The organism is Chryseobacterium sp. CS3K3.1 (assembly GCF_059515165.1).
Window position 1 is genome coordinate 25,109 of the sequence record NZ_JCAKRV010000020.1, and the last position, 23,868, is coordinate 48,976.

Below are 23,868 nucleotides of genomic sequence, written 5' to 3' on the forward strand. Positions count from 1 at the left end.
ATTTTTCCTTTATTTTTTATAGATAGTTAAATTTTTTGCGTCTGTAAGGTCAGATTGTGTGACAACAGCTGTTGAATCAAAGGTAACATTTCCTACACTCTGGCTTTTTTTACTGTTATTCTGATTGGAAACAGTAGCTGTTAAACCTCTTATCAATCGTTTTTTCTGATTCTTTGTAAGAAAGTCGGTGCCCACATACAATGTATATTCGCCTTCTCTTCCCATGCCTTTTTGCATCAGGACTTCCAGGCTTTTTATCTGGCTTTTGTTCTTAAATTCTTTCAGAAAACTCATCACAGGCTTATCAGAGGCAGGGCCACAGCATACACTTCCGTAGCTGATTTCTAAATAATTCTGATTCTTCTGTGCGTAAAAGAACGTGAAAGCAAACAGAGCCGTTGTTAGTATTATTTTTTTCATGTTAAATCGCTTTAAAAATAAGCTTAAAATTTTACTTATTAAAATATTCCCAAACCTCCCTGGAAATATCTGAAATCATCCTGCAGTTGACAGCATCCGTTTCCGTTGAATTACTGACAAATACAGCTAATGCATAATGTTTTCCATTGGGTAAAGTAACGATTCCAATTTCATTTTCTGCACCTGTTAGACCTGCATCATTCTTCCCTGAAGCTCCCGTTTTTCTTGCCACAGGCGTGTTTTTCGGAAGCTGTTCTACCATTTTATTCAATCCTGTGGAAGTAGACCATAGTACTTTCATCAGATAATCTGTAGATTTTTTGGAAAGTAATTTCCCGTCATAAAACTTTTTAAGGACATCGACTGCTGATTTTGTCGTGCTGTAATTTTCATATTGAACATTCCAGTCTTTATGCATATCCTCTTCATTATATTTGATCTGAAAACCTTTTACCCCTTTGGAATCCATGAATTTTTGAACAGTTTGGGTTCCTCCCAATAATCTGAGAAGAATATCACAGCCGTTGTTATCACTTTTGGCAACCGTATATTCAATCACTTCACTTAACGGAACTTCTGCATTCTTTCCGGCATATTGATCACGAAGCGGCGACCATGTATTCTCGAGTAAATTTGACTGATCCAGTTTAATTTTCTGATCCAGAGAAAGCTTTCCCTGGTCTACGGCATTCAGAACCGCTGCGGCAATGTGAAACTTGAATACACTTTGCATTGGCAGCTTTTTATCTGCATTTTTATTGTATGTAAAACCATTTTCAAAACCTAGGACAGAAACGCCTACCGTCGCTTTTTTGTTTTTGAGAATTGAGTTTATTTTTTGTTCCAATAGAGAAGTCTGAGCAAAGGTAAATGCTGAAATCAGAAGGAAAAAGAGTGCTGTTTTTTTCATAATATGATCATTAAAAAAGCCCTCTTCCGAAGACCGGAAGAGAGCTGCAATTTAAGACAATTATTACTATTTTAATTCAAAATAATTCAGATTGATTCCATCATTTTCAAAGACAATTCTGATCTTGTTTTCGCCTTTCTGAAGGCTGATATTTTTTGCTGAAACCGTTTTCCAGTTTTCATTTCCACCCGTAGATGACAATGATACTGTAGCTAAAACTTTTCCTGAAGCCGTTTCAATTCTTATTTTAGCATCATTGGCCGCCGAATATCTGATATCCATCGAATATCTTTTGTCTTCTTTGGACTGAACCGTGTATTGAAGCCATTCTCCTGTTTCTGTTTTTCCTACATAATACTGATTGGTAACCTTATCATTACATTGATAAATATCCACCCCATCATTTCTCATCTGCTGTCCGGAGTTCCACTCCGATCTTTTTGCCGGATCACTTACCCAGAGATTAATAAAATCCTTATCCAGATAGGCAGCACCCATTCTTCCCAAATCATATTCTGAAGCGAATATTCTTCCCGGAGCCTGATGATTTCTGAAAGGTTTTGTTGAAATATCTGTAATCTGTCTGAACATCGCATCAATCACATCCCTTTTAATTTCCGTGTTGTTCAGCTTATAATTGTCGGCAATCTGTAATAAAGCTTTTTTGGCATATTCTTTAGAAGGCTTTTCACCTCCGTTTTTCCAGTAATCCAATAGCTTTTCATATTCAGGTGTGATTTTTACATTGGTAATTCCTGCAATATTATCAATCTTTTTCATCGGCCAGAAGGCATAACCGATATTATGCTTGCCCAAAAGCTGGATCAGCTCGGTAAACCATACATTGGAATTCTCACCAGTTTCCCCAAGCCATATCGGCATATTATGTTTCTCTCTGAGATCCAGGGCGAACTTAATGGTTTGATCATCATTGTAATTCCAGTATTTATGAAAACTGAAGGCCATATTATTATCCCAGATCGCCGGAAGTCCGTTATAATTGTTTCCCCAGCCGTTTCCTTCAATAAAAATAATATGCTTTTTGTCCACCTCTCTGATCGCCGCTGTAATATCTTTCTGAAGTTTCCAGAGCGGAGCATTGGACATTTCATCTGTACCATTCGGGTTTTTACCTGTAAAGTTGATGTTGGGTTCGTTAATCAGGTCATAGCCTCCGATCCATGGATGATCCTTATATCTTTCAGCCAGTTTTTTCCAGAGGGCAATTGTTTTTCTCTGATTTTCTTCACTGGCCCAAAGTGAAGGCTTGGATTTATCATTATCAGAGATATTCGCATCATTTCCCTGACCTCCTGGTGCTGCATGCAGATCGAGAATCAGGTATATTTTGTTATCGGTACACCATTGAAGAAGATCATCAGTCATTGTAAAACCTTCCTCCAGCCACGTATCTTTTCCTTTTGCAGGTTCCTTTTCAATCGGTAGTGTATAAAGATTGTAGTGCATCGGAAGCCTTATCGAATTGAATCCGGCTTTGGCCAGAAAATCAATATCCTGTTTAGTGATTCCGTTTTTCAGGTACGCTTTGTAGAACTCATTCATTCCGTCTTCACCAATCAATTCTGCAATTTTCTCCTTAATCTTATACTGAGGGCCTGCAAAATCGGCAGTTTTCAGCATATATCCTTCCTGTAGCATCCAACCGCCCAGCCCAAGGCCTTTCAATTGAATATTTTCACCTTTATCATTAACGATTTTCTGTCCTGAAGTCTTCAGTAATTGTGATGTCCCAAATTGAGACAATAAAAGTGCGGATAATAGAATGGCTCTTTTCATAGTGATTGCAATGTTTAAAATAATAGGAAAATATTAGAAATAATACGGAATGGTGACCAAACGAGATGAATCAAAGTTCACATCTTCGCGTTTGCCGGATATCCATATATGTAAAACAAAATTTTTCAATGCTTTATTGAATTATTCTTCAAATATATTATTTTTTTGTTTTGAAAAGGGTTTTTTATTGATAAATCGTAATTATTAATGAATCGTTTTTTTTTACATGAGTTTCTTAAAATACAAATTCTGAATTAATTAAATATGCAGCTTCATCAAATCAATTTTAATTGATTCATTCTTTGCTTACTTAACATAATCCGTGGCTGAAAATGAAACTTTGCGTTTTATAATAATAAAAAATGCTATCTCATAATCCATTATTCTGATTATAAGATAGCATGATATATTTAAGAATCAGTATGTTTTTAACTGATCAGTTTCATAATCTCCAAAGCCACTTTCAACGCTTCAGTACCATCTTCAAGAGAAACTTCTACATTTTTGTCGTCAGTAATAGCGTCAGCGAAAGAATTTAATTCGTCCAGAATAGCATTGTTGGGCTGGATATTCGGATATTCAAACAGGATCTGGTTCTTTTCTCCTTCCGCATTTTCAATAATCATATCAAATGGAGTAGGGTTTTCGGGAGCATCTTTCATTCTGATCACTTCAGCCTTTTTCTCAAGGAAGTCAACGGAAATGTAAGCATCTTTCTGGAAGAATCTGCTTTTTCTCATAGCTTTCATAGAAATTCTCGAAGTAGTAAGGTTGGCAACGCACCCGTTTTCGAACTCTATTCTTGCATTGGCAATATCCGGAGTTTTGCTGACTACACAAACACCGCTTGCATGGATGTTTTTTACTTTGGATTTTGCAATGCTTAATAAGATATCAAGATCGTGAATCATAAGGTCCAATACTACAGAAACATCCGTACCACGTGGGTTAAATTCTGCCAGTCTGTGGATTTCAATAAACATTGGAGTACTGATGTATTCCTTAGTAGCAATAAACGCCGGGTTGTATCTCTCAACGTGTCCTACCTGTGCTTTGATTCCTTTTTCCTGGCACAGACGAAGAATTTCTTCTGCCTGTTCAAGAGTCTGGGTTACCGGTTTTTCAATAAAGAAATGAAGGCTTTTTTCAATGGCTTTTAAAGCATAATCATAATGATAAACAGTCGGAGTGACAATGTCAAGCATGTCAATCTGCTCAAGCAATTCATCAAAATTTTCAAAATATTTATATCCGAATTCGGCTTCTAATTTCTTTCCGTTTTCAACATCTTTATCATGGAAACCTACAAATTCATATCTATCTGACTGATTAAGAAGTTTTAAATGTATTTTTCCCAAGTGTCCGGCACCTACCAAACCTGCTTTTAACATAGCTGTATTAAATTTTTGTAAAGATAGTGAATGTACATTTATAAAATACATGACTTTTCACTTGGTGATAGTCAGGAATGAACGCCTACATTCATTAAAGAAATTATACTAAATTCACGGTTAGAAAAATAGCTATGAAAAGAATAATTTCGATTGTAATCCTTTCCGGATTATGTACTGCCGGATGTATAGGAGATAGTCCATATGATCCGCAGGCCAAATGTGGTACTCCCACAAATCTGATGTTTGAAAAAGCAAATAATCGGCTTTCCTGGAACTTTATCAGTCAGGGAGAAGGATATTATGAGGTACAGTATGGGGAACAGGGTTTCTCTTTGGGAAAGGGAACTACAGTGGTCACTAACAAGTATTTTTATAGCCTTCCTTTCTATAAAGATAACAAATATGACCTTTACGTAAGAAAAAACTGCGGAATTGACAACGGCCGGAGCAACTGGGCAGGACCTGTTACCGTATTGGCTGGCACTACTACCACCTGCGCAAAACCAGAATATGCAACCTATTCGAAAACAACCTCTTCTGCGAATTCTTCTATTTTTGATGCTACAGTATCCTGGGAAAATGATGGGGTTTCCGCATATGAAACTGTTCTGACAACAAGTTTTGCTCCTCCTGCAAGTGGAGATTTGGTGTTTGCAGGCCAAAAAGCTGTTTATGTAGGATTAAGTAAAACAGTGAATTATAACTTTTTTGTGAGAAAAAGATGTGCTGATAATACCTTCAGTGATTTTTACGGGCCTTATCCGATACAATGGAATTAAAAATAAAAACACAGCAGTCAAAATAATGGCTGCTTTATTTTTGGGATATTCTTTGTTCCGATTTGAAATCTAATTTCTAATTTCTTACTTTTGTCAAATGCAGGATTCGTTTGTACATAAAGGAAAAAGAAAGATTTTAGTAGACTACCTTCGAAACAGAATTGGTATTTCGGATGAAAATGTACTTTCGGCAATGAATGAAATTCCAAGACACCTTTTTATCGAAAGTATTTTTGAAGATTTTGCCTATGAAGACAGGGCATTTCCTATTCTCGCCCATCAGACCATTTCCCATCCGTCCACGGTAGCGGAACAGTCTGAATTGTTGAAGGTAAAACCAGGTGAAAAAGTTTTGGAGATCGGAACAGGATGTGGATACCAGACCGCAGTTTTAATGGCGATGAAAGCTCATGTATATACTGTAGAAAGGCAGAAAGACCTTTTTGATTTTTCCAAAAAGAAACTCAGAGAACTTCATCTGTTTCCAAAATTTCAGAGTTTTGGGGATGGTTTTGCCGGGCTTCCAACTTTTGCTCCTTTTGACAAAATCATCGTAACCTGTGGTGCTTCTACATTACCCACAGAGCTTTTAAAACAACTGAACATCGGTGGAATAATGGTGATCCCATTGGGACCAACGGATGAACAGGTTTTATATAGATTTACCAAAGTAGGGCCTACAGAATTTGAAAAAGAAGAATTCGGAGCTTATAAATTTGTTCCGATGCTTGGAAATACAAATCAATAATGTATTACAGACAAGGACTGGTCAGCCTACTGGTCTCAAATACCTGTTCTTAGCCATAGTTTGTGTTTTTGAAATTCGATAATTAATAAGATTTAATCTTTTTTTAATACATTTTAAATCTGTTTCGGAATAAAAATTGGATTCACATGAGAACCCAATCACTAAAATCTTAATATTATGGACACGAACAGATTCAAGGCGTCACATGATTTTAGTAATCTTCAGAAAAATCTGCATAATAACCCGGGATACAGTATAGAAAGCTATTCCCAGCAGGTGAAAGATTACCTTCATGACATGAAAAGCAGGAATCAGGAAGCTACCAAACAAGGATTTATGGCGCAGGCTCAGAAATCTGCAAAAGAAGTTTGGACAGAAATTCAGGAAATTGCTTCTGAAGCCTGGGAGAAAAACAAAGACCATTCGGATGAAGAGAAATAATTTTTTAATATTAAAGTTCAATAACCTTACTTTTTGCGAGTGAGGTTTTTTATTTAAAATAACCAAACCACAGTACTATGAAAGTTTTTATCAATAAAAGAATTCCCGAGACAGGAATTAAAATGCTGGAAGAAGCAGGCCTGGAGATTATAATCCCGGAAAAAGAAAACCTTTCTTACGAAGAATGGCTTAATTACTGTAAAAATACAGATACGATTTTAAGTATTGGCGCAGATTTTAAATATGATAAGAACTTCTTTGAAGCCTGCCCGAATGTGAAGGCTATTGCTCTTTATTCCGTAGGATTTGATCACGTTGACATTAAAGAAGCATCACAACGACACATTCCGGTGGGAAATACGCCCGATGTTCTGAGCAGGGCTACTTCAGATGTTGCTTTTTTACTGATGCAGTCTGTTGCCAGAAGAGCGAGCTATAATTTTCAGAAAGTAAAAGATGATAATTGGGGAGCATTTGATCCTCTACATGCCCTGGGCCAGGAATTATATGGAAAAACACTGGGAATTTTTGGATTGGGCCGAATCGGTTATGAAATGGCTGAAAAATCAAAAAAGGCTTTTGGTATGAACATCATTTACCACAACCGCCATCAGAATGAGGAAGCAGAAAACGAGCTGGGGGCAGCTTATGTTTCTTTCGAAGAACTAATCAGAAGCTCGGATGTATTGAGTGTACACGCTAATTTTACCCCCGAACAGAAAGAATTGTTTAATTATTCAATATTTGAACAAATGAAGCCGGACTCGATTTTCATCAATACAGCCAGAGGAGGTTTTCATAACCAAAAAGATTTGTATCAGGCACTTGTAGATAAAAAAATCTGGGGAGCAGGTCTGGATGTAACCAATCCGGAACCGATGTCTGCAGATGATCCTATTCTGCAGCTTTCAAGTGTTTGTATTCTTCCGCACATAGGTTCGGCTACTGTTGAGGCCCGAAACGGAATGGCCAGACTGGCAGCAGGAAATATCATCGCTTTTTCACGAAATGAGAAAATGCCGCATTGTGCAAATCCTGACGTTTATTCTGATTATTCAGCATAACTTGGAATTATTTTTGTTTTAAATATGTAAACCCTTAAATACCACTATCATGATACCGGAAGACAATATTAATGAACAGAACAGAAAGCTGGAACAAATGGATTATAATCCCAATGAAGATATTTTCCAGAAAGAAAAACACATTCCGCTTGATGGAGACGGAAATCCCATTCTGGATGAAGATTTTGATGAAGATAAAATCGATAAAGGCCTGGATATTCCGGGAGCCGAAGATGATGATGAAATGGAAGAAATAGGTGCAGAAGATGAAGAAAATAATTACTGGAGTCTCAGCGATAATGAAGATGACCATGAAGAGGAAAACGATGATGTTTTAACGTAAACTTTAACGATACAAAAACCTGCCTTATTGAATTTCAGTAAGGTTTTTTTATGTGAAATACCAACTAATATGGGGAAGGGCAATTCCCCTCCCTCGGAGGGGTGGATTCACAAATCAAAGAATTTTTGAAGACGGGGTGGTTCCATAGTGCAGCACAATAAAATCCTCCAATTCCTTCATCACCCAACTCAAATTATTCCTCATATCAAAATCACTGATTCTAAAAACCAACAACCCCAAAGATTCAAGATATTCCTCTCTTATCCCATCATAAATCTGTTTTTCGTCATGGCTCGAACCATCTATTTCTATAATAAGTCCAAGAGTTTTCACATAGAAATCAACAATATAATTTCCGATAATACTTTGTCTGTCAAAATCAATGGTATAGAATTTTTTTGCACGGACTTTCTTCCAGAATATCACTTCACCCAAAATCCGGGCTTTACGTTTTTCTTTTAATAATACTTTTAAATAAGGATTGTAGGGCAGGTTCTCAACGAAATTCCTGCGGATCGGAATTCCGTTGATGACGGTGAGGATTTCTTTCATGATTGTGTTTTTAACCACCCCGTCTTTCAAAGTTATTAACTTTGAAATCCACCCCTCCGAGGGAGGGGAATTGAGGTATATTTATTCAAATATAGTATTTAATATCAAATGATAGTCGATTTACAGTTTTCATAATTTTGCTTTAAGGTTTAAGCTTAAACCTTAAACTTTAAACCATTCTTCTCTACGCCTCTTGCCTATATTTCCTATTTTGAATATCTTTAAAACTTCAAACATTGTTTAAAAACATAGACCTTTAAATAGCAATATGACATTTCAAGAACAGATACAGCAGGGGATTCCGAATCAACTGCCACAACCCAAACCATACGAGACCAATATCAACCATGCTCCGAAGCGTAAAGAAATTTTAGGGGAAGAAGAGAAAAAACTGGCATTGAAGAATGCTTTACGTTATTTCGATCCTAAGTTTCACGCAGAACTGATTCCTGAATTTAAGCAGGAACTGGAAGATTACGGAAGGATTTATATGTACCGTTTTCGTCCGGATTATGAAATGAAGGCGAGACCTATTACAGACTATCCCGGAAAATCTGAACAGGCAAAAGCGATCATGCTGATGATTCAGAATAACCTGGATTATGCAGTAGCGCAGCATCCACATGAACTGATTACGTATGGTGGAAACGGAGCGGTGTTCTCCAACTGGGCTCAGTATCTGCTGACCATGAAATATCTGTCTGAAATGAGCAATGAACAGACCCTGGTGATGTATTCAGGACATCCGATGGGCTTATTTCCTTCTCACAAAGATGCACCAAGAGTTGTTGTAACGAATGGTATGATGATCCCGAATTATTCAAAACCGGATGACTGGGAGAAATTCAATGCATTAGGCGTTACCCAGTATGGGCAGATGACAGCGGGAAGTTATATGTATATCGGTCCTCAGGGGATTGTTCACGGAACAACGATTACGGTATTAAATGCTTTCAGAAAAATCAAAAAAGAACCGAAAGGAGGACTATTTGTAACGTCAGGATTAGGAGGAATGAGTGGAGCTCAGCCCAAAGCAGGGAATATTGCAGGCTGCGTTACCGTATGTGCAGAAGTGAATCCTAAGATCACGAAAATCCGCCACGATCAGAAATGGGTGAATGAAATTCATGAAGATCTTGATGCATTGGTAAAAAGAGTAAGAGAAGCACAGGCTAACAAAGAAACAGTGTCTTTGGCTTATCTTGGAAATATTGTAGAGGTTTGGGAGAAATTTGATCAGGAAGATTTAAGAATCGATATCGGATCAGATCAGACTTCCCTTCACAATCCATGGGCGGGTGGTTATTATCCTGTAGGACAAAGTTTTGAAGAATCCAATACCATGATGGCTGAAAACCCTGAGTTGTTCAAAGAAAAAGTTCAGGAAACATTGAGAAGACACGCTGCAGCCATCAACAAACATACAGAAAAAGGAACCTATTTCTTTGATTATGGAAATGCCTTTTTGTTGGAAGCTTCCAGAGCAGGAGCCGATGTAATGGCAGAAAACCCGACATTAGGAAGAGAATTCAAATATCCGAGCTATGTACAGGATATTATGGGGCCTATGTGTTTTGATTATGGTTTCGGACCATTCCGTTGGGTATGTACAAGCGGTAACCCTGAAGATCTGAAAAAAACAGATGATATTGCCTGTGCAGTATTAGAGGAAATTGTGAAAAACTCTCCTGAAGAGATCCAGCAGCAGATGAAAGACAATATCCAATGGATCAAGGGTGCACAGGAAAACAAACTGGTGGTAGGTTCTCAGGCAAGAATCCTTTATGCAGATGCAGAAGGAAGAATAAAAATTGCTGAAGCCTTCAACAAAGCCATTAAAAATGGGGAAATAGGACCAGTTGTATTGGGCAGAGACCATCACGATGTTTCAGGAACAGATTCTCCTTACAGAGAGACTTCCAATATCTATGACGGATCAAGATTTACAGCAGATATGGCCATTCACAACGTGATTGGGGACAGTTTCCGTGGAGCTACGTGGGTTTCCATTCACAATGGAGGAGGAGTAGGCTGGGGAGAAGTAATCAACGGAGGTTTCGGAATGCTCCTTGACGGAAGCGATGATGCCGACAGAAGATTAAAATCCATGCTTTTCTGGGATGTGAACAACGGAATCTCAAGGAGAAGCTGGGCACGAAATGAAGGTGCTGTTTTCGCCATTAAAAGGGCGATGGAAGCAGAACCGAACCTGAAAGTAACCCTTCCGAACCTTGTAGACGAAAACTTATTGTAATATAAAAATTCAACATTGGCAACCATCAACAAAAAATTGTTTTCACACCTGAACGTAGAGGATAGTGATCCTGTATGGGAGAAGTTTGCTGAAGTTGAATTTTCAAAGAAAAATATATTTACTGACAACAAAGCCTATCTTGTAGAAGATGGGCTTGTCCGTAAATACTACATCAACAGTACCTCAGATATCGACACCGAGATCTGTGCAGAATTCTACTTTCCCGGCGATATTTTTACTGTTGAAGAAAAAAGTTCTGATGCCGTTTATGAGTCCATCAACAAAGGACTGGCATGGGAAATCACCCTGGATGAGGTGAAAAACCTGTTCGCTGTCAATCCGCACTGCCGTTTCGTACAGAACTACTATCTGAGCAGAAAGCTCAACGCTGCAATGAAAAGGGAAATGCTTCTGCTGAAAAATACTCCGCAGGATCTGTATGAATATCTGCTGAAAAATAAGCCTCATTACATTCAAAATATTCCTTTGAAATATCTAGCTTCTTATATTGGCATTACGGCAATCTCTTTAAGCCGGATCAGGAAGCGTATTAATTAGTGTTATTTTTAACGCAACGCTCGCAAAGATTTTTCATTTTATTTTTACGTTCGCAAAGGCGCTGTCGCTCAGCAATGGTATAATTTTTTAGCTGAATGAAATGCCCTTGCGATCGAAAAAATAGCCATCATTAATATATTCTTTGCGTACTTCGCGTTTTTATCTTTCTACATGCATCCTCATTAATTATCTTTTGTCTATTGCCTTGTCTTCGTAAGCCTTAACGCAACGTTCGCAAATGTGCTGTCGCTCAGCAACAGTATGTTTTTAGCTGAATGAAATGCCCTTGCGATCGAAAAAATAGCCATCATCAATATATTCTTTGTGTACATCGCGTTTTTATCTTTCTACATGCATCCTCATTAATTATCTTTTGTTTATTGCCTTGTCTTCGTAAGCCTTAACGCAACGTTCGCAAATGTGCTGTCGCTTAGCAATGGTATAATTTTTTAGCTGAATGAAATGCCCTTGCGATCGAAAAAATAACCATCATTAATATATTCTTTGCATACATCGCGTTTATCTTTCTACATACCTATTCATTAATTATCTTTTGTTTATTGACTGGCCTTCCGTAAGTTTCTTCCTTTGCTGAAAAAAGAATATGGAAATACAAAAATTAAACTGGGCAGGTGTAAAACTCACTTCACATAACAAAACCATCTTAATAGATGCTGTAGAAGATTTCTCTTATTACAAACCTGTTTTGGGAGATGCTGTAGAGAATCTCATAGAATTTTCAGACCATGTACAGGCAGATTATATCCTGTTTACCCATCTACATCTCGATCATTTTGATAAAGGAGTGATCCGGAAATGCTTAAAGAAAGACGGAAAACTGATCATCTATGCGGGACTGGAACCTATTGTAAGAAAACTTGTACCTGATGTTGAAATGATCGTCCTGAATCTTAATGAAACCTTCACAGAAAACAACATCACCTTCAAACCAGTATTTGCCATGGATGGTGTGGGAGAAATACAGTCTTCCTGGATTGTAGATGATGGTGACACTAAAATCTTTCACGGAGGAGATACCATCTGGCACAACCAGTTCTGGAAGCTTGGAAAAGAAAACCCCAATATAGATTACGCTTTCTTACCCGTAAACGGAGTAGTAGTCAACTTTGAGATCATTGGATTAGAATACAGCCCAGTTCCCGCGTCCCTCAATCTGAAAGAAGCCTTTGCTGCAGCTCATCTTCTGCATGCTAAAAAGCTGGTGCCTATACATTACGGATTGTTTGCTCATGAGAAATGCTATATTCCTCAGGTTTTTGACGAGCAGGATTTGAAAAATATTTCTGAGGAAATAGGACAGGAGCATGTGGTTTTGAAGGATGGAGCAATGCTGGTAGAATCTTAACTGATATTTGTAAGGAAAACTGTCATTCTGAGTGAAATGCAATGGAATGAAGAATCTCAACATTAATAGGAGCAGGTTATTATTCTGAGCATAGACGAAGGAAGCCTGTTTTCTTTTGTGCGTAATAAGATTGGCTTTAGCCGAAATTTAAAATTAAGTTTTGGCTAAAGCCTTTTGTATTTTTCTTTTTATATTGGACAAAGGCCGATGCTATTGATAACCTTATTGTATTTTATTTATTTAATAATAAGAGTTTAGTTTCCTTCGGAACGACAAAATGAGCGCTTAGATTATCCACACAGTTTGTCATTCCGCAGGAATCTCGACAACGATTAAACATCAAAACCTTTAAAATTTCTCAACAAAAAAGCTATGAAAAGTTTTCCATAGCTTCCTGATAATCGATGAGTTTGTATTATATTTTCCCTTTCTCCAGATAGTTTTTCAGATCTCCAAGATTTGTCCACGCATAAGAAGAACTATATTGACAAATATAAATACCATCTTCCTCAAAGATAATACTTATAGTAGGGAGCTTTCCTGTGTTTTTTGAATGTTTGAAATCCCAAAACATTTGATGGGTATATCATATTTTCTCAAACAGCGCAGAATTCCCACAAACTCATAAATCTCAGCAGCCTGTCTGTCTGATAACTCAATTTTAAGGTTAAAGTTTTTTGTGAAAAATGAGAATATAATGGTTTGAAATCCAAAATGTTTTCAGATTATTTTCTGTTTGGTTAAAATACAAATCTGCTAATAAGCTGAGCTCATAGTAAATTATTATATAATATCCAATAAAAAGAATTTATTCCTCTTTCCATTTATTGTATAATCTTTTCATATTTCTACATTTAGTTCCTGTTTGAAAAGTTCCTTCTTGATCATCTTCAATAGTTTTGAAAAGCATATCTCTATATTCAAGTTTAAAATCATCTTCATCTAGTTTTTTCTTAATCACAAAATAGCATAATCTATCAAATACATTCAAATAATTTTCGAAAGCTTCTTTTCTATGACTGTCAAGTACCTTCAAAATTTCTTTTTCTTTTGAAGAGGGTTGTTCTTCGAGAGAATGTATAAATTTCTCATTTTCATTTCTAATTTCAGAAAGTCTTTCTTTTCTCCTATTAAGTTCAAATTCAATTTCAAAAATTGTCATTAAATTATTTGCTGTAAGACTTTTATTAAGATTTGAAAGTTGATAATACGCTACAATTACTGTAGCCAAGCTCCCAACTGCTGAAATAATTCCTGGAATAATATTCCAATCCATTTTGTTGTTATTTTTTATTTAAGACTTCATTTAATAAAGCTAAATATCTGCTATTATTATTAACCATATGAGAGTTATCCTGTTCTTTGATTAACTCAGTTTCAAAAAGTTTTTTAATGGCTAAATCATTATAACCTTTGTTTCTGAAATGATTTACAGCTTCTTGTAAGAGTTTTATTTTTTCATTGTCAAGCTTTAATTTATCTAATTGTGTTTTAATTTTTAGTGCATAATCGAAATCATGTAAATTCATTGTAAGTATTTTTAGTGTAAAGTAATTAGAATAAGATTGGAAAAGGCTAAAGTATAATTATTTTAGTGGGTGGTAATTTTTTCGTTTAAAAATATTAAAATTTTGATATAGGCAATAATTAGTAGGATTACTTTTAATCCAAAAAGAAACCATGAGAAGTAGTTTAAATTTTCTGGAGATGAAACAATATCATCATCATTTTTACCTTTTTTCTTTTCTTTATGGTAAAACCTTGACCAAATAATAGATTGATATGTATACTGAAATAGATCTGAAGTTAGACTGGATAGAATAAGTATAGCAGAATAAAGTAATGATTCATCAAGTATAATTTTATCTTTAAAATTTGTTTTAAATATCCAAATTATGGCGATGCCTGCTAAGCTCAATTGTCTTGTAATATCACTCAATTTACCAGTAAAAGTATAATAATCTTGTTGATATTCTGAAAGCTTCATAATTATTTATCTCTAGGTCCTGTTCCTTTAATATTTATTTTTCCCTTACCTTCAGCTTGACTTAAGGTACTTCCAGCTGCACTTTTTGAACTAGAAGATGTTCTTCCATCTTTTAAAACCTTTGATGCAATTGTTGCGGCTCTTTTTGAAGTTACTTTCTTTGAATCCTTTGTTTGTGAAAGAGCACTTCCCGCTGATGTTTTTGAATCCTTACCAGTGGATTTACTTTTTAATACATTAGAGGCTTGACCTGCAACTTTAGTTGATGTGGTTTTTTTAGGAGTAATTTTTTTTGCCATAATATTGGGTTTTATTGTGAATATTCCATTAATTAATATGTTAGCTTATTAAGGCTTATGTATTATTTTGATTATCAAAAATATAAAAGTAGTTCAACAATAATCTCCGTATTTCTACGGAAATTTTATCAAATATAAACTACATCATTTTCAAAATCTTACGGGTTTCCGTAACTCCCAAAACTTTCCAGTGCTAAAACATCCCATTTACAACCATCCCAACCCTTCAGAACTCCAAAACAATAGTAAAACAGCTCTCCCAAGCCCTCCGCTTATTACAAACAAGTATGTTTGAAACTTCCCAAGAACTTGTGAAGTCTCCTGCAAGTTGGGGGAAACCTCCCAAGACCTTGGGAGGTTTGTTGCAGGTATGTTTGTAACAAAACAACTTTTTTCTATATTTGATTATTAATTTTTTAAAACCAAAAACACAAAAAAATGAAAATTGCCCTCACACAGCTGAGCACTAAAGATCTTGCGACTTTAGCTCAAAGAATTATTTCCAATGCCCAATCCGGAAAATACCCTGTTATTAACAATCATCCTCTTGTAGGCTCTTTGGCATCTTCCTATACGGAATACGATAAGGTCTATACAAAGCAAGTCTACAGCGGAAAAGGGAAGGACGTAGCCACAGCCGATTACAAAAGAGATACCGCGTATGCCAATCTGAAATCTTTCCTGAACGGGTATCGTAAGCTGCCTTCTGCGGCCAACTATCAGCTGGCAGAGGATCTCTACGGAGTATTCAAAACTTTTGGGCTGAACCTGGACAGGCTGAGTTATTCTTCACAAACCGCTCAGATGAAGAAGCTTATAGAAGCATTAGAAACGACAGAAAACAAACAGAAGATCACACTTCTTTCTCTGGATGCAGCCTTTGCAGAGATGAAAGCTAAGCAGGATGCTTTTGAAATAGTGTTTGCAGAGCAGGCGGGAGCTAATGCCGATCTTCGTCAAATGACGAGTGCTAGTGCTATCCGTAAAGATCTGGAGAAAACAGTGAAATCTTATCTTAATCTGCTTACGGTAATGAAAGAGGTATCAGGCTGGGAATTGCTGTACAGTGATACTAACGAGTTGGTGAAGGCAGCAAAGAACTCTACATCAGAGAAGAAAGAGAGTGGTGAAACTCCACAGAAATAGGTGGATTATTATTTTGTTGGAGAACCGCGAACATGCAAGTTGTGTAAGCATAAGTATTTTTTTAGGCGGAGGAACATTTCGACTTCGCTCAATATGAGATTTTCAGCAGGTAATACGTGATTATTTTCCCACAAATCTCACAGATCTTTTTGATATTTATCTGCTTAATCTGCGAGAGATCATTAAGGTATAGATTCCTTGCTTTGCTCGGAATGACAAAGATGCCGTTGAAATTTTATCGTAGATAAAATCCTGGCGCCTTAAAACAGTCTTTTTGAATATCATTTTGCGCCTCTGCGTTTACCAACAAAATATGTTTTTTTGACTCAAAGCTTTTAATTATTATTCTCCTTAAAATAAGGAAGCAAAGGGATGTGGCTGCGCCACTGATGAAGCGGGATGTAAAATGGCAGCTTCATAAAATCAATCTTGATTGATTTTTCTTTGCCCGCTTGAATACCGTATTTCTTTAATTTGATCTTTGCGTTTTCAATTACGGTAAAAAAACTCAGCAATTTGCTGAGTTTTTTATTTTTTCTTAAGGGCATTTAGCTCCTCTTGTAATATCTGGTTTTCTTTTTTCAAGATTTCTATATAATCTCTTTGGCTTTCGAGAAGGAACTCTGGAACGTTACAATAAAGATTACCATTTATGTTATTTCCAAAACCACTACTTCCAGTAATATTATCAAAATGATTGATCTGCTTTGCTTCCTCTTCTTCAAAGATTTCCTCTACGGGAACTTCCAGAAAACGGGCAATTTTTTCCCATTCATCATTGAAAATCCTTACATCTCCACTTTCTTTTCTGCTGTAGTTAGAGACATCTGTGGCGATGATATCTGCAATCTGTTGTTGCGTGATGCCTTTTACTTTTCTTGCATTGCGTAGTTTTTCTTTTTGCATGACCCGTATTTTCTACAAATATGCAAAATTTTTGTTGGAGAATCGCGAAGACGCAAAGTTTTTTATGCTTGATGTCTTATTTTAAGGTGCAGAACATTTCGACTTCGCTCAATATGAGATTTTCAGCAGGTAATACGTGATTATTTTCCCACAAATCTCACAGATCTTTTTCATATTTATCTGCTTAATCTGCGAGAGATCATTAAGGTATAGATTCCTTGCTTTGCTCGGAATGACAAAGATGCCGTTGAAATTTTATCGTAGATAAAATCCTGGCGCCTTAAAACAGTCTTTTTGAATATTATTTTGCGCCTCTGCGTTTACCAACAAAATATGTTTTTGACGCAAAGCTTTTAATTATTATTCTCCTTAGAATAAGGAAGCAAAGGGATGTGGCTGCGCCACTGATGAAGCGGGATGTAAAACGGCAGCTTCATAAAATCAATCTTGATTGATTCTTCTTTGCCCGCTTGAGTATTGTATTTCTTTAATTTGATCTTTGCGTTTTCAACTACGGTAAAAAAACTCAGCAATTTGCTGAGTTTTTTTGAACCATTAAGAATATCAATCTTCACCTTAATATTCTTAGCTATTTAATTTTTCTTAATGGTTTAATGTAATTTATTATTTCACAGCCGCAATAGCCGCTTCATAGTTGGGTTCCTGAGAAATATCCGGCACTTGTTCTTCATAGATAATATTACCTGAAGGATCTATCACCACAACCGCTCTGCTCAGAAGACCTTTCATTGGAGAATCTACCAGTTCCACCCCATAATTCCAGCCAAAATCTGAACGGAAATCGGAAAGCATAACTACATTTTTAATTCCTTCCGCACCACAGAATCTTTTCTGGGCAAACGGCAGGTCTTTGGAAATACAAAGGACTACCGTATTGGGAAGGTTTCCAGCCTCTTCATTAAAATGATGTACAGAAGCAGAACAAACACCAGTGTCTACGCTCGGGAAGATATTCAGAATAACATATCTTCCTTTGAAGGAATCCAGTGTCTGGTCATTCATATTCACATCGGTAAGGGTAAATTTAGGAGCCGGTTTGTTCAGTGCCGGCAATTTGGCATAAGTGTGAACTTCTTTTCCTCCCATTAAAACAGTATTGATCGCTTTAGATTTTTGAGCAAACCCCACTGCAGAGAAGAATAACAGTGTGCTGCAAACTAATTTTGAAAACATGAAATTTATTTTTAAGCTAAATTATTCTTTTTTCAGGAGCTGAGATTAATTTTAATTCAAATAGATCGAATCTATTGTCAGATTATTTTTTTCAACATAATTTACTTTTACCTTTATATTATAAAACGTAGTAGTTTCAAAGGTGTCATTCTGAATGAAATAAAATGTAATGAAGAATCTCATATAAAAATCAATAGAGATTCTTCCTTCGTCAGAGTGACAAAAGTCAAATAATTTAAATTTTGAGACAATCTCAATCTTATCACATAAAAAAATATAAAGATTTATGAGTTCAGAAAATACAGCATCATTTCGTCACAACATTTTTAAAGGAGAAAACGAAATTCCGGAAGAATATAAAGTTCCGGTGATCCATCAGAGAACCTATCTTTTAAATGGAGAACTGGTGGAATGGAACGGCGAAGTTACCGAAATCTATTCCCCGGTATGCATTCCTACAGAAAACGGATTGGAAAGGAAGCTTCTGGGAAGCATCCCGAATATTGGCCCGAATGAAGCCATGGAAGTCCTTGAAGCTTGTGTAAAAGCCTATGATAATGGTCTTGGTGAATGGCCTACCATGTCTGTGGAAGGAAGAATCAAATGTATGCAGAAATTCGTGTACCTGATGATCCAGCAGAGAGATCTGGTTATCAAACTGCTGATGTGGGAAATCGGAAAGACACTGGCCGATTCTACCAAAGAATTTGACCGTACGGTAGATTATATCAATCAGACCATTGATGCATTAAAAGATCTTGATAGGGAATCTTCACGCTTTCAACAGGCTGAGGGAACGATTGCACAGATCAGAAGGGCACCGCTTGGTGTAGTGTTAAGTATGGGGCCATTCAATTATCCTCTGAATGAAATTTTTACCACATTGATTCCGGCTCTGATCATGGGAAATACCATCCTTTTTAAACTGCCGAAACATGGTGTCCTTGCTCATTATCCTTTATTAAACGCATTCAAGGAAGCATTCCCGAAAGGAACGGTGAATACATTATATGGAAAAGGATCAGAAATCATCACTCCGATTATGGAAAGCGGGAAAGTAAACGTTCTGGCTTTTATCGGATCCAGTAAAGTGGCTAACGGATTAAAAAAACTACACCCGAAAGTGAACCGTTTAAGAGCTATTCTGAGTCTGGATGCTAAAAATGCAGCCATCGTTACCAAAAATGCGAATCTTGATGTTGCGGTGAGTGAGTGTATTTTAGGAACGCTTTCTTTTAATGGGCAGCGTTGTACAGCATTGAAGTTGATATTCGTTCAGAAAGAAGTGGCATTGGAGTTTACAGAGAAATTAAGTGCCGCTGTCTCTGCCTTAAAGGCCGGGCTGCCATGGGAAAAAGACGTTAAAGTAACACCGCTTCCGGAGGTCAACAAACCTGCTTATCTGAAAGAATGTATTGATGATGCTTTACAGAAAGGAGCTGCAGTACTGAATAAAGATGGAGGATATACAGATGAATCTTTTGTTTTTCCGGCTGTAGTATATCCTGTAAACAGTGATATGAAGCTGTATCATGAGGAACAGTTTGGCCCTGTGATTCCTGTTGTTCCCTTCGAAGATATAGAAGAGCCTATAGAATATCAGGTGAATGCCTCCCACGGAATGCAGATAAGTATTTTCAGTGAAGATCCTCATGAAGTAGCAAGACTGATTGATCCGTTTGTGAATCTTGTAAGCCGTGTCAACATCAACTGCCAGGCACAGAGAGGTCCCGATGTTTTTCCATTTACCGGAAGAAAAGACAGTGCGGAAGGAACACTTTCTGTATTTGATGCGCTCCGTTCATTCTCCATCCGGTCTCTGGTGGCGGCAAAGCTGACAGATTCCAACAAAGAGCTGCTGAATACGATTGTAAGGGAACATGATTCTAACTTTTTAAGCACAGATTATATTTTCTGATTCTGACCAGCATTATATTTAACATAAAATAAAATCCTCAATAAATGCCTTGATTTGTTGAGGATTTTTTTAACTTAATACCGGAAATTAAAGTTTTGTGTTATAATAGGATGGTGTTTTTTAGAGATGTCATCTAATGATCAGTGTGTAAATCATGTCTTCACCCGAAAAAGAATTTTTAGAGAAAATTGAAAAGCACAAAGGTGTTATTTTCAAGATCTCTAAAATGTATATGGATAATAAGGACGACCAGAATGACCTCTACCAGGAGATCATTTACCAGGCCTGGAAATCATACGCTGATTTTCAAAAGAGAAGTGATTTCTCCACATGGCTGTACAGAACTGCGCTCAACACAGCCATTGTTTTTTTGCGAAGTGAAAAAAAACGTAGTTTTATACAAAATCAGAATGTGGATGGGCTGAGTGCCAGGCAGGAACCTTATAATGATACGGATGATATGAATATGAAGAGGATGTATGAAGCCATCCATCAACTAAGCCCCATTGATAAAGCCCTTATATTTTTCTTTTTAGAGGGTTTTTCGGGAAAAGAGATTGCTGTACAACTGGGAATTACTGAAGTGAATACACGCGTAAAGCTGAAGAGGGCGAAAGAAAAGCTGAAAGAGATTATTGCCGGACAAGGTGCAGATTCCCATTAAAAAATGACACTATGGAGTTAGAAAACTTTAAAGAACTTTGGAATAAAGATACAGGACACGGATCCCCTGAAATTTCTCTGGAAAAACAGAAGGAAATACATTCCCCGTTGGAGATGCTGAAAGTGAATATGCAAACTGAATTCTGGCTGATGATTATAACACTGCCTTTGCTCTTAACAGGTGTTCCATTGGCTTCTGCCGATTCTAATATTAAAACCATTTCAATATTTGTCACGATTCTGACAGTTGCTGTTATTATTTATTTTTATTCCCGCTTCCTGAAATTGTATAAGCTGCTTGGAAAAAACAGCATCAATACCAATTATGATTTGTTTAATCTGAGAACGCAGCTCCTCATATCGAAAGAAATTTATATTTCCTATTATATTGCTTATATTCCTCTTGGGTTTCTGTTGTCTCTGATCAAAATTAATTTTCATTTTGATAGGGAATATAACCTGGCTATTTTCGGTATCAGTCTTCTCATTACCCTTCTGTTAATCGCCTTTATCATCAAATACTGGATCTATTATATGTACGGAAGATATATTGATGACGTGGTGCGTCTGGTGGATGAGCTTAACGGAATTGAAGTAAGCCCAAAACCTGAAAAGAAAATGACATGGTTTGAACGTTCACAGAGATTTTTTATGAATAAAATGGGGATTAAAGGAAATATTCTGAATACCGTGATATGGTTTGTGTCCATGTATTTTTTAATCATTTTATTGCTGACAATTATTCTTCTGATCGTTATCATAGTGGGAGCAAAATTTGATTTCCTGGATATCGGTTCATTACAGCGAGCTTTAAATAAACTGAATTAGAAATGATTGTATCTTCTGTAAAATTTCTATCTTTAGAACATTGAGTTGTAAAAAAAATATTACATGGATGATTTTAAAAATCAGATGTATTCTATAGAAGAATTTCTGGAGCTTGTAAAGAACAAGCAGGACAGGAAAGCAGCCTTCGACCCTGAATATAATTATGCAGTTTATTCTTCAGCAGACGAATTTAAGCCCGGAATGAAAATTTTTATCGGAGATCCTTTGGATATTGGTGGGGATGATAATGAAATCTTACCTGATTTTGTTTTTCATAACAAGCTCCATTATATGTGTTCGGATGAAAATATTCAGGATGTGGTGGATCTTGCTTTCAGACAGCGTGCTGATATTAGCTCTTCTCAGCTTATCACTGCCCTGAACCATTATCTGGAAAAAGATGACTTCTTTGATTTTAAATAATAAAAGAATTAGATACATAAAAACAATGACCTAATGTTAAAAATTTCAGGTTATTGTTTTTTTTACGTAACATTTTTAATTTTTCCTACTAACTGATCAGTTCGGAAAAAAATTATTCCGACTCATACTATTCAGGGGAAATCGTAAAAAGCTTCAAAATACAATGAGGCCTGGCTGTATTTTCTGCCAGGTTTTTTTACAAAATAATTTTCAAAAAATTACCAGTCAGCATATGCAAAGTCTTCTGTGAGAATTGAAAATACAGAAAAGATTCCGGCGGGCTGAAAGCCCGCCGGATCAATATTCATTACTTACTTTTGTTTTCTTTTTCTTTGGCAATTTCGTTCTTTATCCAATCCAGCTGAGGATCTTTTTGATCAATAATATCTTGCATATTTTCAATAATAGTCACATCCGGAACAACCCCTTTCCGTGATTCTGAAAAATTAATATTAGGCTGCACCAGGAGCAGTCCTATCGGAAATCTGATTTCAGAATTGGGAAGCTTCTGGTAGGAATAAAATCCGGCCACAGTTCCGTCATTGGCTCCACCGGTTTCCTCTCCCACAAGCGTTGCTCTTTTATCATTCTTAAGTTTGGCGGTGATAATAGAAGATGCCGAGAAGCTCCCTCCGTTAATCAGTACAAAAACTTTTCCATGGAAAGCCTCCTTTTTAGGCTTTGTAGGCTTGTCTGCCTTCATCTTGTAGAATACTTTTCCATCTTTTTTATAGGTGCTGAAAGTCTGTGCAAGAAAATAACTCGGATAGGCAATACTTTTAAGAGCATACTCTAAAGGAGTACTTTTTCTGAAATAATTGGTGCGTAAAGGCGCATTTCTTGAAGTTAGCTGAGAGGGTTTAATCAGAGTAAACGGTGCATCAGCTAAATACGAATACAGGTTATTGATTTCATATAATGAACCGCCGTAGTTGTTTCGGACATCGATGATGAGGTAGGAAGATTTTGAATGGTTGATGCTGGCAAAGGCTTTTTTATAAAACTTATCTGAGTAATCCCTTGAGAAGCTTTTTACCTTAATATAAGCAATAGTACTGTCTTTATCCAGAAACTTGAAGCTTCTGTTATAAGAATCACTTGAAGCTACATAATCGTTCAGTTTCTTTTCCGGGGTCTTTTTCTTCATTTCCTTATCCTTTTCAAGATCAGAGTCAGATTTTGTTTCTCTGGTTAAGGTGTACGTCTTTTTTTCTCCCTGGTATAGGGTTTCAAGAGTAGCTTTGCTGTCAAAACCATTTTCAGCAGTATAAAAATTAAAGAACAGATCTTTTAAAAAATACGGGTGGAAAGTGGTATTATCCCCATCACTGCTGATCAGGCTTCTGTACTTTTTGATATAATCAGATACAGGTACATTATTGATGGATAAAATTTCAGTTCCCGGCTTTATGTGCTCAATAGAATCTTTGTTTTGGATGATATACATTCGGTCTCCCGATATATAATATTCAAAACGGCTGAACATTCCTTTTTGATGTTCCAGCCTTTTAATTTCTTCTTTCGTAAATTTCTTTCTGGGAATTCTCAATGAAAGATGGCCTTCACGAATTCCGGCGATAACGGGCTGAAGTTTGAAATAAAACTGAAGTGGGGTAAGTGGTTCGGTGATCGTTTGCTTGAGGCTGTCAAATTTACGCTCCAGTTCCTTCCTGGGAATATACCAGTATAATTGAGGGTGCATTTGCTGTAATTTTGAATACGCAAAGTCCACATCCTCTTTAAGTTGCTCCGGTGGAATACATGAAGCCCGCTGTTCGTTGTGTTTTTTTACAGAGGCACAAGACGAAAAAATAGCGAGAAGAAATATTACCGAATAATTTTTCAATGTATCTGAGTTTTTTAGGGTGCTAAAATAGA

The 23,868-nt window shown here is 36.6% G+C and carries 25 protein-coding genes; 13 read left to right on the plus strand and 12 right to left on the minus strand.

The genetic code is table 11. The features are described 5' to 3' along the window. Positions 1-9: 9 nt before the first annotated feature. The 4 genes from AC5YGI_RS17395 to AC5YGI_RS17410 form a co-directional block, all read right to left on the minus strand. Complete coding sequence (locus AC5YGI_RS17395) at positions 10-420, minus strand: hypothetical protein (protein ID WP_496169057.1); 411 nt, start codon at positions 418-420, stop codon at positions 10-12. Between the two features lie 31 nt (positions 421-451). Next, a complete protein-coding gene (bla-A, locus tag AC5YGI_RS17400) occupies positions 452-1,330 on the minus strand; it encodes a CGA/CIA family class A beta-lactamase (RefSeq protein WP_496169058.1) in 879 nt (292 codons plus the stop codon). A 66-nt stretch (positions 1,331-1,396) separates the two neighbouring features. Next, positions 1,397-3,127: a cellulase family glycosylhydrolase gene (locus tag AC5YGI_RS17405; RefSeq protein WP_496169059.1), complete on the minus strand. Its 1,731-nt coding sequence runs from the start codon at positions 3,125-3,127 to the stop codon at positions 1,397-1,399. Between the two features lie 428 nt (positions 3,128-3,555). Then, complete coding sequence (locus AC5YGI_RS17410) at positions 3,556-4,518, minus strand: Gfo/Idh/MocA family protein (protein WP_496169060.1); 963 nt, start codon at positions 4,516-4,518, stop codon at positions 3,556-3,558. Positions 4,519-4,652: 134 nt separating this feature from the next. On the opposite strand from AC5YGI_RS17410, the gene AC5YGI_RS17415 reads away from it, so the two are divergent. The 5 genes from AC5YGI_RS17415 (at position 4,653) to AC5YGI_RS17435 (ending at position 7,896) form a co-directional block, all read left to right on the plus strand. Continuing rightward, positions 4,653-5,300 (plus strand): hypothetical protein, encoded by a 648-nt coding sequence (locus AC5YGI_RS17415; protein ID WP_496169061.1) that lies wholly within the window; start codon positions 4,653-4,655, stop codon positions 5,298-5,300. 97 nt (positions 5,301-5,397) lie between these two features. After that, the gene (locus tag AC5YGI_RS17420; protein ID WP_330746877.1) at positions 5,398-6,048 is read left to right on the plus strand and encodes a protein-L-isoaspartate(D-aspartate) O-methyltransferase; all 651 of its coding nucleotides are present in this window, start codon (positions 5,398-5,400) and stop codon (positions 6,046-6,048) included. A gap of 177 nt (positions 6,049-6,225) precedes the next feature. Then, the gene (locus AC5YGI_RS17425) at positions 6,226-6,489 is read left to right on the plus strand and encodes a prevent-host-death protein (RefSeq protein WP_110011069.1); all 264 of its coding nucleotides are present in this window, start codon (positions 6,226-6,228) and stop codon (positions 6,487-6,489) included. Between the two features lie 77 nt (positions 6,490-6,566). After that, positions 6,567-7,553: a 2-hydroxyacid dehydrogenase gene (locus AC5YGI_RS17430; RefSeq protein ID WP_496169062.1), complete on the plus strand. Its 987-nt coding sequence runs from the start codon at positions 6,567-6,569 to the stop codon at positions 7,551-7,553. Between the two features lie 49 nt (positions 7,554-7,602). Next, positions 7,603-7,896, plus strand: coding sequence for a hypothetical protein (locus AC5YGI_RS17435; RefSeq protein WP_114821005.1), 294 nt, complete (start codon positions 7,603-7,605; stop codon positions 7,894-7,896). 114 nt (positions 7,897-8,010) lie between these two features. Here the strand turns inward: AC5YGI_RS17435 and AC5YGI_RS17440 are convergent, their stop codons facing one another. Then, positions 8,011-8,448: an endonuclease domain-containing protein gene (locus tag AC5YGI_RS17440; RefSeq protein WP_496169063.1), complete on the minus strand. Its 438-nt coding sequence runs from the start codon at positions 8,446-8,448 to the stop codon at positions 8,011-8,013. Positions 8,449-8,716: 268 nt separating this feature from the next. Here AC5YGI_RS17440 and hutU point away from each other — a divergent pair, with 268 nt between their 5' ends. The 3 genes from hutU to AC5YGI_RS17455 all read left to right on the plus strand — a co-directional run bounded on the left by hutU (position 8,717) and on the right by AC5YGI_RS17455 (position 12,626). Next, positions 8,717-10,702 carry a urocanate hydratase gene (hutU, locus tag AC5YGI_RS17445; protein WP_330746871.1) on the plus strand — a complete coding sequence of 662 codons (1,986 nt, stop codon included), beginning with the start codon at positions 8,717-8,719 and terminating at the stop codon, positions 10,700-10,702. A 15-nt stretch (positions 10,703-10,717) separates the two neighbouring features. After that, positions 10,718-11,260 carry a Crp/Fnr family transcriptional regulator gene (locus tag AC5YGI_RS17450; protein ID WP_330746870.1) on the plus strand — a complete coding sequence of 181 codons (543 nt, stop codon included), beginning with the start codon at positions 10,718-10,720 and terminating at the stop codon, positions 11,258-11,260. A gap of 604 nt (positions 11,261-11,864) precedes the next feature. After that, positions 11,865-12,626: an MBL fold metallo-hydrolase gene (locus AC5YGI_RS17455; protein ID WP_330746869.1), complete on the plus strand. Its 762-nt coding sequence runs from the start codon at positions 11,865-11,867 to the stop codon at positions 12,624-12,626. A gap of 808 nt (positions 12,627-13,434) precedes the next feature. On the opposite strand, the gene AC5YGI_RS17460 is transcribed toward AC5YGI_RS17455, so the two are convergent. The 4 genes from AC5YGI_RS17460 to AC5YGI_RS17475 form a co-directional block, all read right to left on the minus strand. Beyond that, positions 13,435-13,902 carry a hypothetical protein gene (locus tag AC5YGI_RS17460; protein WP_330746868.1) on the minus strand — a complete coding sequence of 156 codons (468 nt, stop codon included), beginning with the start codon at positions 13,900-13,902 and terminating at the stop codon, positions 13,435-13,437. 7 nt (positions 13,903-13,909) lie between these two features. Continuing rightward, positions 13,910-14,155 (minus strand): hypothetical protein, encoded by a 246-nt coding sequence (locus AC5YGI_RS17465; protein ID WP_330746867.1) that lies wholly within the window; start codon positions 14,153-14,155, stop codon positions 13,910-13,912. Positions 14,156-14,217: 62 nt separating this feature from the next. After that, positions 14,218-14,613 carry a hypothetical protein gene (locus AC5YGI_RS17470; protein ID WP_330746866.1) on the minus strand — a complete coding sequence of 132 codons (396 nt, stop codon included), beginning with the start codon at positions 14,611-14,613 and terminating at the stop codon, positions 14,218-14,220. Positions 14,614-14,615: 2 nt separating this feature from the next. Then, entirely contained in the window at positions 14,616-14,912 is a 297-nt protein-coding gene (locus tag AC5YGI_RS17475; RefSeq protein WP_330746865.1) for a hypothetical protein, read from the minus strand. 438 nt (positions 14,913-15,350) lie between these two features. Here AC5YGI_RS17475 and AC5YGI_RS17480 point away from each other — a divergent pair, with 438 nt between their 5' ends. Beyond that, on the plus strand, positions 15,351-16,058 hold the full coding sequence (locus tag AC5YGI_RS17480; protein WP_330746864.1) for a DUF6261 family protein: 708 nt from the start codon (positions 15,351-15,353) through the stop codon (positions 16,056-16,058). Between the two features lie 528 nt (positions 16,059-16,586). Here AC5YGI_RS17480 and AC5YGI_RS17485 read toward each other — a convergent pair. Both AC5YGI_RS17485 and tpx read right to left on the minus strand, forming a co-directional pair. Continuing rightward, positions 16,587-16,964, minus strand: coding sequence for a helix-turn-helix domain-containing protein (locus AC5YGI_RS17485; RefSeq protein WP_496169064.1), 378 nt, complete (start codon positions 16,962-16,964; stop codon positions 16,587-16,589). Between the two features lie 624 nt (positions 16,965-17,588). Beyond that, positions 17,589-18,158: a thiol peroxidase gene (tpx, locus tag AC5YGI_RS17490; protein ID WP_185097557.1), complete on the minus strand. Its 570-nt coding sequence runs from the start codon at positions 18,156-18,158 to the stop codon at positions 17,589-17,591. Between the two features lie 286 nt (positions 18,159-18,444). On the opposite strand from tpx, the gene AC5YGI_RS17495 reads away from it, so the two are divergent. The 4 genes from AC5YGI_RS17495 (at position 18,445) to AC5YGI_RS17510 (ending at position 21,990) form a co-directional block, all read left to right on the plus strand. Further along, positions 18,445-20,076, plus strand: a complete 1,632-nt coding sequence (locus tag AC5YGI_RS17495; RefSeq protein ID WP_330746861.1) for an NADP-dependent glyceraldehyde-3-phosphate dehydrogenase — start codon at positions 18,445-18,447, stop codon at positions 20,074-20,076. A gap of 154 nt (positions 20,077-20,230) precedes the next feature. Continuing rightward, a complete protein-coding gene (locus AC5YGI_RS17500; protein WP_330746860.1) occupies positions 20,231-20,740 on the plus strand; it encodes an RNA polymerase sigma factor in 510 nt (169 codons plus the stop codon). A gap of 11 nt (positions 20,741-20,751) precedes the next feature. Then, positions 20,752-21,567 carry a hypothetical protein gene (locus AC5YGI_RS17505; RefSeq protein WP_330746859.1) on the plus strand — a complete coding sequence of 272 codons (816 nt, stop codon included), beginning with the start codon at positions 20,752-20,754 and terminating at the stop codon, positions 21,565-21,567. Between the two features lie 63 nt (positions 21,568-21,630). Then, positions 21,631-21,990 (plus strand): DUF7716 domain-containing protein, encoded by a 360-nt coding sequence (locus tag AC5YGI_RS17510; protein WP_330746858.1) that lies wholly within the window; start codon positions 21,631-21,633, stop codon positions 21,988-21,990. 307 nt (positions 21,991-22,297) lie between these two features. Here AC5YGI_RS17510 and AC5YGI_RS17515 read toward each other — a convergent pair whose 3' ends face one another. Then, positions 22,298-23,836 carry a S41 family peptidase gene (locus AC5YGI_RS17515; RefSeq protein WP_496169065.1) on the minus strand — a complete coding sequence of 513 codons (1,539 nt, stop codon included), beginning with the start codon at positions 23,834-23,836 and terminating at the stop codon, positions 22,298-22,300. Between the last annotated feature and the right edge of the window lie 32 nt (positions 23,837-23,868).

Coding starts and splice junctions, on each gene's coding strand:
- AC5YGI_RS17510 (WP_330746858.1), top strand. CDS start 21,631: ATGGATGATTTTAAAAATCAGATGTATTCTATAGAAGAATTTCTGGAG.
- bla-A (WP_496169058.1), bottom strand. CDS start 1,330: ATGAAAAAAACAGCACTCTTTTTCCTTCTGATTTCAGCATTTACCTTT.
- AC5YGI_RS17460 (WP_330746868.1), bottom strand. CDS start 13,902: ATGGATTGGAATATTATTCCAGGAATTATTTCAGCAGTTGGGAGCTTG.
- AC5YGI_RS17480 (WP_330746864.1), top strand. CDS start 15,351: ATGAAAATTGCCCTCACACAGCTGAGCACTAAAGATCTTGCGACTTTA.
- AC5YGI_RS17440 (WP_496169063.1), bottom strand. CDS start 8,448: ATGAAAGAAATCCTCACCGTCATCAACGGAATTCCGATCCGCAGGAAT.
- AC5YGI_RS17430 (WP_496169062.1), top strand. CDS start 6,567: ATGAAAGTTTTTATCAATAAAAGAATTCCCGAGACAGGAATTAAAATG.
- AC5YGI_RS17505 (WP_330746859.1), top strand. CDS start 20,752: ATGGAGTTAGAAAACTTTAAAGAACTTTGGAATAAAGATACAGGACAC.
- AC5YGI_RS17425 (WP_110011069.1), top strand. CDS start 6,226: ATGGACACGAACAGATTCAAGGCGTCACATGATTTTAGTAATCTTCAG.
- AC5YGI_RS17420 (WP_330746877.1), top strand. CDS start 5,398: ATGCAGGATTCGTTTGTACATAAAGGAAAAAGAAAGATTTTAGTAGAC.
- hutU (WP_330746871.1), top strand. CDS start 8,717: ATGACATTTCAAGAACAGATACAGCAGGGGATTCCGAATCAACTGCCA.
- AC5YGI_RS17470 (WP_330746866.1), bottom strand. CDS start 14,613: ATGAAGCTTTCAGAATATCAACAAGATTATTATACTTTTACTGGTAAA.
- AC5YGI_RS17500 (WP_330746860.1), top strand. CDS start 20,231: ATGTCTTCACCCGAAAAAGAATTTTTAGAGAAAATTGAAAAGCACAAA.
- AC5YGI_RS17395 (WP_496169057.1), bottom strand. CDS start 420: ATGAAAAAAATAATACTAACAACGGCTCTGTTTGCTTTCACGTTCTTT.
- tpx (WP_185097557.1), bottom strand. CDS start 18,158: ATGTTTTCAAAATTAGTTTGCAGCACACTGTTATTCTTCTCTGCAGTG.
- AC5YGI_RS17465 (WP_330746867.1), bottom strand. CDS start 14,155: ATGAATTTACATGATTTCGATTATGCACTAAAAATTAAAACACAATTA.
- AC5YGI_RS17415 (WP_496169061.1), top strand. CDS start 4,653: ATGAAAAGAATAATTTCGATTGTAATCCTTTCCGGATTATGTACTGCC.
- AC5YGI_RS17435 (WP_114821005.1), top strand. CDS start 7,603: ATGATACCGGAAGACAATATTAATGAACAGAACAGAAAGCTGGAACAA.
- AC5YGI_RS17410 (WP_496169060.1), bottom strand. CDS start 4,518: ATGTTAAAAGCAGGTTTGGTAGGTGCCGGACACTTGGGAAAAATACAT.
- AC5YGI_RS17405 (WP_496169059.1), bottom strand. CDS start 3,127: ATGAAAAGAGCCATTCTATTATCCGCACTTTTATTGTCTCAATTTGGG.
- AC5YGI_RS17485 (WP_496169064.1), bottom strand. CDS start 16,964: ATGCAAAAAGAAAAACTACGCAATGCAAGAAAAGTAAAAGGCATCACG.
- AC5YGI_RS17455 (WP_330746869.1), top strand. CDS start 11,865: ATGGAAATACAAAAATTAAACTGGGCAGGTGTAAAACTCACTTCACAT.
- AC5YGI_RS17495 (WP_330746861.1), top strand. CDS start 18,445: ATGAGTTCAGAAAATACAGCATCATTTCGTCACAACATTTTTAAAGGA.
- AC5YGI_RS17475 (WP_330746865.1), bottom strand. CDS start 14,912: ATGGCAAAAAAAATTACTCCTAAAAAAACCACATCAACTAAAGTTGCA.